The organism is Arenimonas sp. (genome assembly GCF_041919775.1).
Classification (GTDB): domain Bacteria; phylum Pseudomonadota; class Gammaproteobacteria; order Xanthomonadales; family Xanthomonadaceae; genus Arenimonas.
Genome location: NZ_JAYRTE010000003.1, coordinates 102153 through 116384, shown reverse-complemented (window position 1 = coordinate 116384; position 14232 = coordinate 102153). Strand labels below are relative to the sequence as shown.

Below are 14232 nucleotides of genomic sequence, written 5' to 3'. Positions count from 1 at the left end.
GCAAGCACCGGCATGGCCAAGAACCTCCTCATCGTCGAATCGCCCGCCAAGGCCAAGACGATCAACAAGTACCTGGGCAAGGACTTCCACGTCCTGGCCTCGTACGGCCACGTCCGCGACCTGGTGCCCAAGGAAGGCGCGGTGGACCCGGAGAACGGGTTCGCGATGCGCTACGACCTGATCGAGAAGAACCTCAAGCACGTCGAAGCCATCGCCAAGGCCGCGAAGTCGGCCGAAGCCATCTACCTGGCCACTGACCCGGATCGCGAGGGCGAGGCGATCAGCTGGCACATCTCCGAGATCCTGAAGGAGCGTGGCCTGCTCAAGGACCGCGCCCTGCACCGCGTGGTGTTCACCGAAATCACGCCGCGCGCCATCAAGGCCGCCGTGGAGAACCCGCGCCAGGTGGCCGGCGACCTGGTCGACGCCCAGCAGGCGCGCCGCGCCCTGGACTACCTGGTGGGCTTCAACCTCTCGCCGGTGCTGTGGCGCAAGGTGCAGCGCGGCCTGTCGGCCGGGCGCGTGCAGTCGCCGGCGCTGCGCATGATCGTCGAGCGCGAGGAAGAGATCGAAGCCTTCGTGCCGCGCGAGTACTGGAGCGTCGAGGCGGAGATGAACCATCCGCAGCAGGCCTTCACCGCGCGCCTGGTGAAGCTCGACGGCAAGAAGTTCGAGCAGTTCACGCTCACCAACACCGAAGACGCCCAGGCCGCCCGCGAGCGCCTGGTCAAGGCGGCCGGCGACGCCCTGCGCGTCACCGACGTCATCAGCAAGGAGCGCAAGCGCCGCCCGGCGCCGCCCTTCATCACCTCCACGCTGCAGCAGGAGGCCGCGCGCAAGCTCGGCTTCACCACCTCGCGCACCATGCGCGTGGCCCAGAAGCTGTACGAAGGCATGGCGATCGGCGAGGAAGGCACGGTCGGCCTGATCAGCTACATGCGTACCGACTCGGTCAGCCTGTCGGTGGACGCGGTGGCGGAAATCCGCGACGTCATCGCGCGCGACTTCGGCACCCAGGCGGTGCCGGACAAGCCCAATGAGTACAAGTCCAAGTCCAAGAACGCCCAGGAAGCCCACGAGGCCATCCGCCCCACCTCCGCGCTGCGCACCCCGGCCTCGGTGGCGAAGTACCTCGACGACGACGGCCGCCGCCTCTACGAACTTATCTGGAAGCGCACCGTCGCCTGCCAGATGGTGCCCGCCACCCTGAACACGGTCTCGGTGGAACTCGCCGCCGGCAGCGAACACGGTTTCCGCGCCAGCGGCACCACCGTCGTCGATCCCGGCTTCCTGGCCGTCTACGAGGAAGGCAAGGACCAGAAGGCCGCCGAGGACGACGACGAGGGCCGCAAGTTGCCGCCGATGAAAACCGGCCAGAGCGTGCCGCTGGGCAACATCCACACCGACCAGCATTTCACCGAGCCGCCGCCGCGTTTTTCGGAAGCGTCCCTTGTGAAGGCGCTTGAGGAATACGGCATCGGCCGTCCGTCCACCTATGCCAGCATCATCCAGGTGCTGCAGGGCCGCGAGTACGTGTACCTGGACAACCGGCGCTTCCGGCCCAGCGACGTCGGCCGCGCGGTGGCCAACTTCCTGACCAGCCACTTCACCCAGTACGTGGACTACGACTTCACCGCCAAGCTCGAGGACGAGCTCGACTCGGTGGCCGCCGGCGAAAGCGCCTGGATCCCGCTGATGGAGCGGTTCTGGAAGCCGTTCAAGACCACGGTGGACGAAAAGAGTGAATCGGTGGACCGCACCGAGGCCACCGGCGCGCGCCAGCTGGGCACCGACCCGAAGTCGGGCAAGCCGGTATCGGTGCGCCTGGGCCGCTACGGGCCCTACGCCCAGATCGGCCACATGGACGACGAGGAAAAACCCAAGTTCGCCTCGCTGCGCCCGGGCACCAGCATGCACACGATCACGCTGGAAGAGGCGCTGCCGCTGTTCGACCTGCCGCGCACCCTGGGCGAGATGGACGGCAAGCCGGTGACGGTGGCGATCGGCCGCTTCGGCCCCTTCGCCAAGCGCGGCGACACCTACGCCTCGCTGGGCAAGGAAGACGACCCGTACAAGATCGGCTTCGAGCGCGCGGTCGAACTGATCCGCGCCAAGGAGGAAATGATCGCCAACCGCACGATCAAGACCTTCGAAGGCACCGACATCCAGGTGCTGAACGGGCGCTACGGCCCCTACATCACCGACGGCGAGAAGAACGGCAAGATCCCCAAGGACCGCGACCCGGCCAGCCTGACCCAGGCCGAGTGCGAGGCCCTGCTGGCCGAGGGCAAGCCGGTGCGCAAGGGCGGCCGCTTCGGCAAGAAGGTGGCCGCGAAAAAGGCCCCGGCGAAAAAGGCCGCGGCGAAGAAGGCGGCCGGCCAGGCCGGGGCGACGGATGGCGCCGTCGCGAAAAAGGCCACGAAGAAGGTCGCGAAGAAGGCGACGAAAAAAGCCGCCAAGAAGGCCGTGAAAAAGGCCCCGGCGAAAAAGGCCGCCAAGAAGGCCGCGAAGAAGGCCGCCTCCCCAGCCTAGGCCGGGCGCCCCGACCGCTGACGCGGCTGAACCGCCCCGTCATTGCATCCGCCCCGGCAGCGACTAAACTGCCGGTTCGAGTCGATGACGGAGCAACACATGAACAGCCGCACCCCCTTGGCGCTCGCGCTGGCACTGGCGATGGGCAGCACCGCCGCCTGGGCCGAAGCCCCCCTGCGCGTGGAGGGCGAGCGCGCCCTGGCCACGAAAGTCGAATCCTCGCCGGCCTGGGTCATGCCCGAGCTGGCCGAATCCCAGCGCGCCGTGGTGACGCTGCCGGCCCTGCCCGCGGAGAAGATCCGCCCGGTGCAGCGCCGCAATGAACGCTCCGATGCCATCTCCACCCAGATCGGCGTGGCCCGCGAGAACGACGTCGCGCCCCGCCCGGCGCTGAAGTGGCTGCCGGCGGCCGGTGGCCAGGTCGCCCGCCTCGACGTGCGTTCGACCGACGCGCTGGCGATGCGCGTTGGCCTCGACATCTCGGCCCTGCCGGACAATGCCACCCTGCGCTTCGCCGGTGACCTGGCGCCGGACCAGCTGCTGGAAGTGTCGGTCGCCCAGGCGAAGTCCCAGCTCGCGGACGGCGTCTACTGGTCGCCCGTCACCGACGGCGAACTGCAGTCGATCGAGATCTTCGTGCCCGCCGGCGTCGCCGTGAAGGACCTGGCGGTCGGCCTGCCGACCATCTCGCACCTGCTGACCAACAGCTTCGAGCGCTTCAACCTGGCCAAGGGCATCGGCACCTCGGGCGCCTGCAACGTCAACGCGATCTGCCGCGTCGGCACGCTGGGCCAGGGCTACGTGAACGCCAAGGACGCCGTCGCGCGCATGGTCTTCACCGAGGGCGGCCAGTCCTTCACCTGCACCGGCACCCTGCTCAACGACACTGCGGCGGGCACCCAGATCCCCTACTTCTACTCGGCAGACCACTGCATCTCGACGCAGACCGTCGCCAGCACGCTCAACACATTCTGGAACTTCGAGTCCACCAGCTGCGGCAGCAACGTCCAGGCCGCCACGGTGCAGCGCAGCGGCGGTGCGACCTACCTGTACTCCTCGGGCACCACCGACGCCCTGCTGCTGCGCCTGAACGACGCGCCGCCCGCCGGCGCCTACTTCGCCGGCTGGGACGCCAACCCGCTGGCCAACAACGCCAATGTCGTCGCCATCCACCACCCGGACAGCGACCTCAAGAAGAGCTCGCTCGGCCAGAAGAAGGGCGAGGACGCCGAGGTGCATTACGTCGGCTGGAGCAGCGGCACCACCGAAGGCGGCAGCAGCGGTTCGGGCCTGTTCGTCGAAGCCGGCGGCGCCTACCTGCTGCGCGGCGGCCTGTGGGGCGGCACGGCGTCCTGCGCCAACAGCGGCACGGTCAGCAATCCCGACAACTCCGACTACTACTCGCGCCTGGACGTGGTCTACCCGAACATCCAGCAGTACCTGTCGCCGGCAGCCCAGGGCAACGGCCCGTCGGCCGGTCGCGACTACACCGGCGCCTGGTACGTGCCGAGCGAGTCGGGCTGGGGCATGACGGTCTACCAGTACGCCGCGCCGACCTACAACCAGTTCGTGCTGTTCTTCATCTACGACGGCACCGGCAAGGCGCAGTGGTTCGAGCTTGATTCGACCTGGACGGCCACCGACGTGCGCTCGGGCACGGTGTACGCGTCCAACGCGGCGCCGTGGACCACCACGTACAACCCGGCCAACCGCGCCTTCACGGCCGCCGGCAACGCCTCGATCACCTACACCTCGGCCACCACGGCGAACCTGCAGCTGACGGTCAATGGCGTCACCCGCAACGTGGCGCTGCAGAAGCTCTGACCGCGCGGAAAAACAAAGGCCCCGGCAGTCTTGCCGGGGCCTTTTTCTTGCCCGGCCGGCCCGGGCACGGGGCCAGGGGGCTTACGGCTGGGGGAGTTCGTCCACGCCCCGCCGCGACTTCTCCGCTGCCACGATCGCACGCACCTCGCGCAGCAGCGCCGGGGCGTCGTACATGATGCCGTCCTTGAGGGTGTAGCGGACGCCACCGACGCGGGTGGGCTCACCGCGCTCGTCGAGGCGGATGTGGCCGGTGCCGTAAAGCACCTTCAGGTTGGCCAGCGGATTCTCCGACAGCACCACCAGGTCGGCCAGCTTGCCGGCTTCGATCGAACCGATGCGGTCGTCGGCGCCCAGCGCTTCGGCGCCCGACAGCGTGGCCGCACGGATCACCTCCAGCGGGTGGAAACCGGCCTCGCGCAGCAGCTCCAGTTCCTCGATGGTGCCAAACCCGTAGGTCTTGTAGATGTAGCCCGAATCGCTGCCGACGGTGACGCGGCCTCCGCGGTTCTTGTAATCGTTCACGAAGGCCATCCAGCGCCGGTAATTGTCTTTCCACGCGGCCTCCTCTTCGCTGCCCCAGTCGAAGAAGAAGCTGCCGTGGTTGTGCCTGCTCGGCGTGAAGAAATCCCACAGGGCCGGGTGCGTGTACGCGGCATGCCATTCGGCGGTGCGCGCGCGCATCAGGTCGCGGGTGGCCTGGTAAATGGTGAAGGTCGGGTCGAGCGTGAAGCCGAGCTCGAGCAGTTCGCCGATCACCGCCTCGTAGCGCTCGCTGCCCTTCTCCGAGGCCTGCGCCCACAGCTTGCCGGCCTCGCCGAAGCGATGCTGTTCGTCCATGTAGTTGTAGCCGGCAGGGTACTGCTGCACGGTCTGGCCGTCGAACAGCGCTTCGGGCAGGCCGTACCAGTGCTCCATCGTGGTCAGGCCCCAGCGCGCGGTGGTGAGCACGTTGACGCGGGCGACGTCGAGCTGGGCGTGGTGGCAGGCGCTGCCCATGCCCTGCTTGCGCAGTTCGTCGAAGGTGGCCTCCAGGATGTCCGGCCGGTAGCCGAAACACTTCATGCCCAGCGCGCCCTTCGACTTCATTGAACGCACCCACTGGCGCGCCTGCGCCGCCGTGGTGATCGGCCCCTCGTGGCCCTGGGCGAAGAAGACGTAGGGAAAGATGCGCGGCGCCGTGATCGCGTTGGCGGCGCTGCGCGAAGCTTCGGAAACGCACCAGTCGATGCCGTTGCCGCAGCCCGGTTCGCGCACGCTGGTGATGCCATGCGCCAGCCAGAGCTTGTAGACGTATTCGGCATCGACGCCCTGCTCGTCACCGCCGATGTGGCCGTGCATGTCGACGATGCCGGGCATGACGTAGTGGCCGGCGAGGTCAATCTCGCGGCCGCCGGGCTTCAGCGCCGGCCGGTTGGCGGCATCGATCGGCGCATTGGCGCTGCCGACGATCTGCACCCGGGCGATGCGGTCGCCTTCAATGACGATGTCCACCGGGCCGTAGGCCGGCGAGCCGGTGCCGGTGATGACGGTGACGCCGCGCAGGATCAGCTGTGGCCAGGGGCCCTCACCCTCGTCGCGCTCGGGCGCGGGCGTGATGGCCGCCCGGGCCAGCGGTGCGCAAAGGAGGACGGCGAACAGGGCGAGCAAACGCAGCGGTCGGGTCATGGCGGGCCTGGACTGGTGGGGACGACACGGGCGGCGGAGAATGCGCGCATGCACAGACCCGGCTGGCCAAGCTTAGCCATTTTGCTGGTCCTCGTCGGCCCGGCCCGCGCGCAGGACATCACGGTGTATCGCTGCACCGACGCCAGCGGTCGCGTGAGCCTGCAGGACGAACCCTGCCCCGCCGGGCAGGCCCAGCAGCAGCGCAGCATGGTGCAGCCGAAGGACCCGCCGCCGCGGCCTGCCGGCCCGGCGCCGGCGGCTTCCGCGCTGCCGTCACCGCCGCCTTCGCCGGTGCCCGCGCCGGCGCCGCTCTACCTGCCGCCGCCGCCGATTTACCAGTGCACCACCTACGACGGCGACACCCGCTTCAGCGAAAACCCCGACCCCAATCCGCGCTGTGTTCCGCTGGCGGTGCTCGGCTATGACGCCGGCCCGTTCGGGGCGGCCTGCCGCTGGGTGGAAGACTCGTGCGTGCGTCTCGACGACGCCTCTGCCTGCGAGGTGCTCCGGGAAAAACTCGATGAAGCCGAGTCGGATGCATTGCATGCCTTCAGCGACACCGCCGCGTATCGCGATTCCGAAGTGCTGCGCCTGAAGCAGATCGTGCGCGAAAGCTGCCGCTGACCCGGGTAGGAGCGCCTTCAGGCGCGAATCCCTTCTTTGCCAAAGGCAAAGTCAAAAGATTCGCGCCTGAAGGCGCTCCTACAGGTGGGGCATAACCTAGAAACCGTAGCGCAGGAAGCCGCCGTCGACGGCGATGCACTCGCCGGTGATGTAGCTGGCGGCGGGCAGGCACAGGAAGGCCACGGCGGCGGCCACTTCCTCAGGTTCGCCGATGCGGCCCATCGGCGTGCGGTCGAGTACTTCGTCCAGGTAATCCGGATCCGCCAGCTTCACCGAAGTGCGGCGGGTGCGGATGTACCAGGGCGCGACCGCGTTCACGCGTACGCCGTCCTCGGCCCATTCGCAGGCCAGGTTCTTCGTCAGCTGGTGCAGCGCGGCCTTGGACATGCCATAGGGCGAGCCGGTGCGCACATGCGCCAGGCCTGACACCGACCCGACGTTCACGATCGACGACGTCGCGTGCTGGCTGAGCAGCGGGAATGCAAACCGGCTCAGTTCGAAGGCCGAGAACAGGTTGGTCTCGAAGATGTCCCGCCACTCGTCGTCGGCGTAGTCCATCGTTGGCTTGCTCAGGTTGGTGCCGGCGTTGTTGACCAGGATCTGCAGACCGTCGCCCAGGTCCTCGACCCAGTCGAAGACCTCGCGACGCTGTTCGGTGTCGGAGACGTCGGCAGCGAAGGCGCGGACCTCGGCATCGGGGAACTGGTCCTCGAGCTCTTCGACGGCGACGTCGAGCGCGTCCTGGTCGCGGGCCACGAGCATCACGTCGGCTCCCAGCTCCAGCAGCTCGGCGGCGATCGCCCGGCCGATGCCCGCGCTCGCGCCCGTCACCAGCGCCACCTGCCCGTCCAAACGCCAGCGGTTCGTGCCCATGGCCATCTCCTCGTCGCCGGGGCTTAGGATAGCGGCCAGCGACCCCGAGGAGGAAAACATGCGCCGATCCCTGTTCACGCTGGTCGCCTGCCTGGCGCTGTGCGCCTGCTCCGACCCGGCGCCGACGCCCACGCCCGACCCCCCCGAACCGCAGACCGTCGCGGCGGCCACCGACGAGCACACCGAACTGCGCGACGCGATCCAGGCGCCGCAGGACAAGGCCCGCGCGGTGGAAGTGACCCTGCAGGACAGCGCGGCCAGCCGCGACGAGGTCCTGGAGGAAAGCGGCGACTGAATGGAAAACGCCCGGGACGAGCCCGGGCGTTTTTCAGTTCAGGCCTGGCCCGGGATCCGGGTCAGAAGTCGCACAGGCAATGCGCGACGGCCCGGTAGGGCGTGCGCGACTGGCCTTCCAGCCAGCCCAGTTCGTTGCCGATGCGCGCCGCGGTGGCGCGGTCCAGGCCCAGCGCGGCCGGCGCCAGCAGGCGCACCGCACCCTGGAATCGCGCCTGGCCACCGACGTCGACCAGGAACTTTTCGAACGGCGTCAGCGGCTTCTCGACGTAGCGCACGCCGTACTTGCCTTCCTCGAGCTTGGCCAGCTTGGCGGCTTCGGCCAGTGCGGCCTCGAGGCCGCCCAGCTCGTCGACCAGGCCGCGTTCCTTGGCCTGGGCGCCGGACCAGACGCGGCCGCGCGCATGCATGTCGATCTGCGCCGGCGTGCTTTCGCGCGCCTCGGCGACCTTGCCGATGAAGTCGGCGTATCCCTTCTCGATGACCGACTGGATGATGACGCCGACGTTCGGGTCCATCGGGCGCGCCGGATCGAACGCCCCCGCCAGCGCGGTGGTGCCGACGCCGTCGGTGTTCACGCCGAGCTTGTCGAGCACGCGCGGCGCGGTCATCCAGAGGCCGAAGATGCCGATCGAACCAGTGATCGTGGACTCGTCGGCGTAGATCTTGTCGGCGTTCATGGAAATCCAGTAACCGCCCGAGGCCGCGACGTTGCCCATCGACACCACCACCGGCTTGCCTTGGGCCTGGATGAGTTCGACCTCGCGGCGGATCTGCTCGGAGGGGAACACGCCGCCGCCCGGGGAATCGACGCGCAGCAGCACGGCCTTGACGTGTTCGTCCTCACGGGCCTGGCGCAGCAGCTCCGACGTGGACTCGCCGCCGACCGTGCCCGGCGCCTGTTCGCCGTCGGTGATCGGCCCCTGGGCAACCACCACGGCGACCTGCGGGCGACCGTCGAGTGACAGGTGCTGCAGGGACTGCTGGCGCAGGTAGCTGCGCATGTCGACCTGCTGGAAGGTGTCTTCCTCCTCGTCGAGGGCGCCGCGCGCGACCAGCATTTCCCGCATTTCCTCGCGGGTGCGCAGGCCGTCGACGAGCTTCTCGTCCACGGCCAGCTTGCCCAGGTCGCCGCCGACGGCCTGCACGCGCTGCGGCAGCTCGGCGATCATCGTGTCGATGGCGGACGGCTCCAGGCCACGCGCCGCGGCGATGTCGGCGACGTAGCGGTCCCAGAGGTCGTTCATCCAGTACAGGTCGGCTTCCTTGGACTCCGGCGAGGCGGCGTCGAGCACGTAGGGCTCGGCCGCCGACTTGTATTCGCCGACCTTGAACAGGTGCACGTCCACGCCCAGCTTGTCCTGCAGGCCTTCGCGGTAATACATGCGGTAGCGGCCCAGGCCCTCGAGCAGGATCCCGCCCTGCGGGTCCATGTAGACCTCGTCGGCGTGCGCGGCCAGGTAATAACCCATCTGGTCCATGCCGGTGCCATAGGCCACGACCTGCTTGCCGGACGCGCGGAACTCGCGCAGCGCCGCGGCGACGTCGCGCATCGCGGCGAAACCGCTGGCGCTGAAACCGTCGGTCAGCAGCACGATGCGGTCGATGCGCTTGTCGTCCTTCGCCAGTTCGATGGCGCGCAGCACGTCGCGCAGCTGCACCTCGACGCGGCCCTGGCCCATGGCCTGGTTGAGCACGCGGTCGACCGGATGGGCGCCGTACTGTTCGACCAGCGCGCCGGAGAGATCCATCACCAGGGCGCTCTGCTTGGCCACCGGCTTGATGCCCGGGCCGGAGAACAGCACCACGATGAAGAACACCAGCAACACCACGAACAGCAGGTTGAACACCAGCCGGCGGGTGAAGTTCAGGGTGTTCCAGATCCCGACGAAAAAGCGCCGGATCGGACCCGGCTTCGACTCAGACATTAGGTGGCTCCAGTGAATCCAGGCGCCAGCATAACCAGCCCGTCGTGAAGGCGCATAAGCCTCAGGTCATGGTCACGGCCGGCAGCGGGCGCCGCGCCATGCGCCAGAAGCGCCAGCCCAGCAGGGTCGCGGCGACGCTCAGGCCCAGGATCAGGCCGGTCCAGAGGCCGGGCGCGCCCAGCCCCCGGGAAATGCCCAGCCACGCGCCCAGCGGCAGCCCGAAACCCCAGTACGCCAGCACCGTGATGAACATCGGCACCCGGGTGTCCTTCAGGCCGCGCAGGGAGCCGGCCGACAGCGCCTGCAGCCCGTCCGGGTACTGGAACACCGCGGCATAGGCCATCAGCAGGCTGGCCAGCGCGATCACCGCCGGGTCGCTCGTGAACAGCGCCGCCAGCCAGGCCGCGCCGACCACCAGCACGATCGCCGACAGGGTCTGGGCGATCATCGCCAGGCTGTAGCCGGCGGCCGCCGACCAGCGCACGCCGGGCAGGTCGCCGGCGCCGACGGCATGGCCGACGCGCACGGTCGTGGCCATGGCCACGCCCAGCGGCACCATGAAACACAGGCTGGCCATCAGGATCGCGATCTGGTGCGCCGCCATCTGGGTGGTGCCCAGGGTGCCCACCAGCAGCGCGGTGGCCACGAACAGGCTGCCCTCCATGAAAACCGAGACGCCCATCGGCAGCCCCAGCTTCAGCAGCGCGTGGATCGGGGGCCAGCGCGGCGGATCGAAGCGCGCGAACAGGCCCAGGTCGGCGAACCGGGGCGCCCGCCACAGGTAGACCGCCATCGACGCCGCCTGGCACCACAGCACGATCGCCACCGCGTAGCCCAGGCCAGCGGCGCCCAGGCCGGCGCCGAACATCAGGCCCCAGCCCAACGGCACCAGCAGCGCCAGCCCGACCAGGCCGAACACCATCGACGGCAGCGTCCAGGCCACGCCTTCGCTGAGGTTGCGCAGGCAAAAGAACAGCGCCAGGCCCGGCGCGCCCCAGCTGATCGCGCGCAGGAAGGCGACGGCTTCCGGACGCGCTTCGGCGGTGATGCCCAGCGGCTCGAGCGCCACCGCGCCGGCGCGCACGACGAAGATCAGCACCAGGCCCAGCGCCAGCGCCAGCCACAGCGCCTGCCGGAACACCGGCCCGATGTCGGCGCGGCGACCGGCGCCGTTGAGCTGCGACACGGTCGGCGGCACCGCCATCAGCACGCCGATGCTGACCAGGATCACCACCGACCACACCGCGCTGCCCACGCCGACGGCCGCCAGCGTCACCGGCCCGTGGCGACCGGCCAGCACCGTGTCGACGATGTTCATCGCCATCGACGAGACCTGGCTCAGCACCAGCGGCAAGGCAAGCACGAAGCTGACCCGCATCTCCCGCAGCAGGCGGGCGAAGCGGCTTTCGGAGGCACTCATGGGTTCACGGTCGGTCCGGCCGGGACGGCGGCCCGCTATATTAGCCGCAGCCCTGCCGGAGTCCGTGATGAGCGTCGAAACCAGCCCGCCCCCGCCGACCGCCGCCGAACCCGGACGCCGGTGCGCCAACTGCGGGGAAGCGCTGCTGGGCGAACACTGCTACGCCTGCGGCCAGCCAACCAAGGGCCTGGTGCGGCATTTCAGCTCGATCATCGGCGACTTCATGGACTCGGTGTTCGAACTTGATTCGCGCATCCTGCGCACGCTCGGGCCGCTGCTGTTCAAGCCCGGCTACCTGAGCCTGGAATATTTCGCCGGCCGCCGGGTGCGCTACGTCAGCCCGGTGCGGCTGTTCGTGTTCCTGAGCCTGTTCGCGTTCTTCGCGGCGCAGCTGCGCTTCGACGCGGCGTTCGACGAAGGGCAGGACACGCCGGCGGCAAGCACCGAAGCCCCGGCTGGCGAAGACACCGGCGGGGCGACTGCCGATCCGGAGGCTCCGGACGCCGATGCGGGCGTGGCCGCCAGTACGGGCACGGAAACGGCAGACGGTGCAGACGCGGCGACGCCCGGTGACGAGCGGCAGCTCGCCAGCATGCGCCAGGCGACCACCGTGGCCGAGGTCGAGCGCCTGCGCGACCTGGCGCTGGCTGACATCGCGGAGGCCCGCGCCGAGAAAACCGGCGTGCCCGGCGTGGATTTCGGCCTGGGCATCAGCATGGACGTCGCCGAGGAAGCCGTGAAGGGCGAGGCCCGCAGCCGCATCCGGGAAATCGAGGCCGCCCTCGCCGCCGGCGAACCCGTGCCCGTCGCCCCGGCGGTCGACATGGACAACGCGATGTCCTTCAACGGCACGCCCTGGCACCCGACGGAGAACCCGGTCGCCATTGGCTGGCTGGGAGAGTCCGGCCACCGCTGGATCAACGCCCAGCTGGGTCGCGCCCAGGAAAACGCCGAACGCATCAAGAAGGACCCGAACCTGCTCAAGAACGCCTTCCTGTCGATGGTGCCGACGACGCTGTTCCTGCTGCTGCCGCTGTTCGCCCTGTTCCTGAAGCTCATCTATGTGTTCAAGAAGCGGCTTTACATGGAACACCTGATCGTCGCCCTGCACAGCCACAGCTTCCTGTGCGGCGGCCTGCTGGTGGTGGTGGTCCTGGACGCGCTGTCGGAGTGGACCCAGGCCTGGGCCTGGCTGTCGCGGCCCCTGGGATGGCTGGAAATCGCGCTGCTGTGCTGGATGCCGGTGTACCTGCTGCTGATGCAGAAGCGCGTCTACGGCCAGGGCTGGATCATGACGCTCTTCAAGTACTGGGTGCTCGGCACCATCTACCTGGTGCTGATCAGCTTCGGCGCCACCTTCGCCCTGCTCGCCAGCCTGGTGAACATGTAACCGGCGGCTACTGCGCCAGGCGCGCGTGCACCAGTGCCTCGCGCTCGTGCTCCGGTGCCTCGAGCAGGGCCCGCCGCAGGCGCTCGCGCTCGGCAGCGGGCAGGCGGCGGGCCAGCAAAGCCAGGTCCTCGCGTGCCTGCGGCGACAGCGCCCGCAGCATCGACAGCAGCGGCGGCCGCTGGTCTTCAGGGACATAGGCGAACAGCGGCTGCACCGGCGAGAACCATTCCCCGAGCGCCGGCCCCAGCCACCAGGGCTCACGCGCCTGTGCCGGCAGGGCTTCGAAGGCTTCGCGGGCGGCGACCTGCGCGGCGGCGTCGCTGGCGACGAAGCGGCTGGCCGATTCGCGCACCCAGGCCTGCTCATCCGGGGACAGCGAGGCCCAGGCCGCCAGGTGGCCGCGACGGGCGGCGCGATCGGCCGCCGGGAGTCCGTCCCACTCGGCCAGGCGCTGGCGCAGCGCCTCGCGGGCCGGGCCGTCCAGGGCCAGCCAGTGGCCGGCCTGGCCGATCAGCTGGCGGCGCGTGGCCGGGTCAAGCCGGGGCCAGGTCGACGCCAGCGACGCCAGCAGGCGGCGCTGGTCGGTGGGCAGGGCCTCGAACGCGGGCTGGTCGCGGTCGGCCGGGCCGGGGGGCGGCACCGCGTCGGCGGCGGCCGTGGCGGTGGCCTGCGGCGGCGACCCGTCGCGGGCCGCAAGCCAGCTCAGGAAGGCCAGGTCGCCGGCCAGGCCGGCGTCTTCGGGCCGGGCCAGCGCGGCGTAGTCCGGATGGATCACCTGGCTGGCGTCTTCCGGGACCTCCCCGGCGGGGTCTGCCGCCGCTTCGGCGGGCAGGTCCTGCACGGCGCCCGGAAGCAAGGGCGGCGCCGGTTCCCACCAGGTGGCCGCGAACGCCAGCACCAGCAGCGCCAGCAGCGCCCAGGCAAGCCGTCGGGGCCAGGGCGAAGGCGGCGGTGGCGCGGCCGGGGCGGGCTCGTCCTCGTCGCGCAGCACGCGGCCGCGAAGCACGGCCAGGGCCTCGACGTGCTGCGCGGGCAGCGTCTTGACCTGCCGGTGCAGGCGCTCGCGCAGCTGGCCCAGGGCGGCATAGCTGACACCCGCCTCGCGCAGCTGCTGCAGGGCGCGCTGCAGGGCGAAACGATAGGTTGGCTCGGCGACGCCCAGCACCTGGGCCGCATGCACGAAGTCCAGCCCACCCACCAGGCGCAGCAGCAGGGCCGCCCGGGGGCCGGCGCCCAGGTGGGAAAGCTCGGGTTCGGGGGCCTCGCCGCCCGACAGCTCGGCCTGGGCCAGCAGCAGGGACCAGAAGCTCGCGGGCCAGCCCGCCAGCGGCGTCACCGCCGACACCGACCGGAAGGCACGCATGGCCCGGCCCACCGAGGCCAGGGCCTGTTCGTCGCGGCCGGACTGGACCTGGGCGAACACGAAGGCCCGGCGCTCAATGCCGCGAAGGAAGGCCGCCAGGGCCGGGGAAGGGGTCGGGGAAGCAGGCATCTGAGGGTCGGAAATCACCCCCCATTCTAGCCAGCGGTCGTCCCGAAACAGTGGTTGACATGCGGGAAATTCGCGCTCAGCCAAGCCCGGCGCGGCTTCCGGCGTGGAACGTTGTGCACAGAGGCAGCCGGGGTCCGTGAATCCACGCCTTCACGCCGCGGCGACGCCTGGTTAATGATTCATGGCATTG

Annotated in this window: 10 protein-coding genes; 5 read left to right on the top strand and 5 right to left on the bottom strand. The window is 69.7% G+C overall.

Annotation, left to right across the window (positions count from 1 at the left end; genetic code table 11):
- The first annotated feature begins 12 nt into the window (after nucleotides 1-12).
- Together ACE3TE_RS03175 and ACE3TE_RS03170 are read left to right on the top strand one after the other, a co-directional pair.
- Complete coding sequence (locus ACE3TE_RS03175; RefSeq protein ID WP_374602101.1) at nucleotides 13-2532, top strand: DNA topoisomerase I; 2520 nt, start codon at nucleotides 13-15, stop codon at nucleotides 2530-2532.
- A 99-nt stretch (nucleotides 2533-2631) separates the two neighbouring features.
- The gene (locus ACE3TE_RS03170; protein WP_374602099.1) at nucleotides 2632-4356 is read left to right on the top strand and encodes a serine protease; all 1725 of its coding nucleotides are present in this window, start codon (nucleotides 2632-2634) and stop codon (nucleotides 4354-4356) included.
- A gap of 81 nt (nucleotides 4357-4437) precedes the next feature.
- Here the strand turns inward: ACE3TE_RS03170 and ACE3TE_RS03165 are convergent, their stop codons facing one another.
- Nucleotides 4438-6021, bottom strand: a complete 1584-nt coding sequence (locus tag ACE3TE_RS03165) for an amidohydrolase family protein (protein ID WP_374602098.1) — start codon at nucleotides 6019-6021, stop codon at nucleotides 4438-4440.
- A gap of 81 nt (nucleotides 6022-6102) precedes the next feature.
- Here ACE3TE_RS03165 and ACE3TE_RS03160 point away from each other — a divergent pair, with 81 nt between their 5' ends.
- Nucleotides 6103-6645, top strand: coding sequence for a DUF4124 domain-containing protein (locus ACE3TE_RS03160; RefSeq protein WP_374602096.1), 543 nt, complete (start codon nucleotides 6103-6105; stop codon nucleotides 6643-6645).
- A 96-nt stretch (nucleotides 6646-6741) separates the two neighbouring features.
- On the opposite strand, the gene ACE3TE_RS03155 is transcribed toward ACE3TE_RS03160, so the two are convergent.
- Nucleotides 6742-7518, bottom strand: a complete 777-nt coding sequence (locus ACE3TE_RS03155; protein WP_374602094.1) for an SDR family oxidoreductase — start codon at nucleotides 7516-7518, stop codon at nucleotides 6742-6744.
- A 58-nt stretch (nucleotides 7519-7576) separates the two neighbouring features.
- Here ACE3TE_RS03155 and ACE3TE_RS03150 point away from each other — a divergent pair, with 58 nt between their 5' ends.
- Nucleotides 7577-7813 (top strand): hypothetical protein, encoded by a 237-nt coding sequence (locus tag ACE3TE_RS03150; protein ID WP_374602093.1) that lies wholly within the window; start codon nucleotides 7577-7579, stop codon nucleotides 7811-7813.
- Nucleotides 7814-7874: 61 nt separating this feature from the next.
- Here the strand turns inward: ACE3TE_RS03150 and sppA are convergent, their stop codons facing one another.
- Entirely contained in the window at nucleotides 7875-9740 is a 1866-nt protein-coding gene (sppA, locus tag ACE3TE_RS03145) for a signal peptide peptidase SppA (RefSeq protein WP_374602091.1), read from the bottom strand.
- Nucleotides 9741-9801: 61 nt separating this feature from the next.
- Nucleotides 9802-11160, bottom strand: a complete 1359-nt coding sequence (locus ACE3TE_RS03140) for an MATE family efflux transporter (RefSeq protein WP_374602089.1) — start codon at nucleotides 11158-11160, stop codon at nucleotides 9802-9804.
- A gap of 67 nt (nucleotides 11161-11227) precedes the next feature.
- Here ACE3TE_RS03140 and ACE3TE_RS03135 point away from each other — a divergent pair, with 67 nt between their 5' ends.
- Nucleotides 11228-12550, top strand: coding sequence for a DUF3667 domain-containing protein (locus ACE3TE_RS03135; protein ID WP_374602087.1), 1323 nt, complete (start codon nucleotides 11228-11230; stop codon nucleotides 12548-12550).
- Nucleotides 12551-12557: 7 nt separating this feature from the next.
- Here the strand turns inward: ACE3TE_RS03135 and ACE3TE_RS03130 are convergent, their stop codons facing one another.
- Nucleotides 12558-14042 carry a DUF3106 domain-containing protein gene (locus ACE3TE_RS03130; RefSeq protein ID WP_374602085.1) on the bottom strand — a complete coding sequence of 495 codons (1485 nt, stop codon included), beginning with the start codon at nucleotides 14040-14042 and terminating at the stop codon, nucleotides 12558-12560.
- Between the last annotated feature and the right edge of the window lie 190 nt (nucleotides 14043-14232).

Excerpts from the sequence above, each read along its gene's own strand:
- ACE3TE_RS03175 (WP_374602101.1), top strand. The coding sequence starts at position 13 with ATGGCCAAGAACCTCCTCATCGTCGAATCGCCCGCCAAGGCCAAGACG.
- ACE3TE_RS03170 (WP_374602099.1), top strand. The coding sequence starts at position 2,632 with ATGAACAGCCGCACCCCCTTGGCGCTCGCGCTGGCACTGGCGATGGGC.
- ACE3TE_RS03165 (WP_374602098.1), bottom strand. The coding sequence starts at position 6,021 with ATGACCCGACCGCTGCGTTTGCTCGCCCTGTTCGCCGTCCTCCTTTGC.
- ACE3TE_RS03155 (WP_374602094.1), bottom strand. The coding sequence starts at position 7,518 with ATGGGCACGAACCGCTGGCGTTTGGACGGGCAGGTGGCGCTGGTGACG.
- ACE3TE_RS03150 (WP_374602093.1), top strand. The coding sequence starts at position 7,577 with ATGCGCCGATCCCTGTTCACGCTGGTCGCCTGCCTGGCGCTGTGCGCC.
- sppA (WP_374602091.1), bottom strand. The coding sequence starts at position 9,740 with ATGTCTGAGTCGAAGCCGGGTCCGATCCGGCGCTTTTTCGTCGGGATC.
- ACE3TE_RS03140 (WP_374602089.1), bottom strand. The coding sequence starts at position 11,160 with ATGAGTGCCTCCGAAAGCCGCTTCGCCCGCCTGCTGCGGGAGATGCGG.
- ACE3TE_RS03135 (WP_374602087.1), top strand. The coding sequence starts at position 11,228 with ATGAGCGTCGAAACCAGCCCGCCCCCGCCGACCGCCGCCGAACCCGGA.
- ACE3TE_RS03130 (WP_374602085.1), bottom strand. The coding sequence starts at position 14,042 with ATGCCTGCTTCCCCGACCCCTTCCCCGGCCCTGGCGGCCTTCCTTCGC.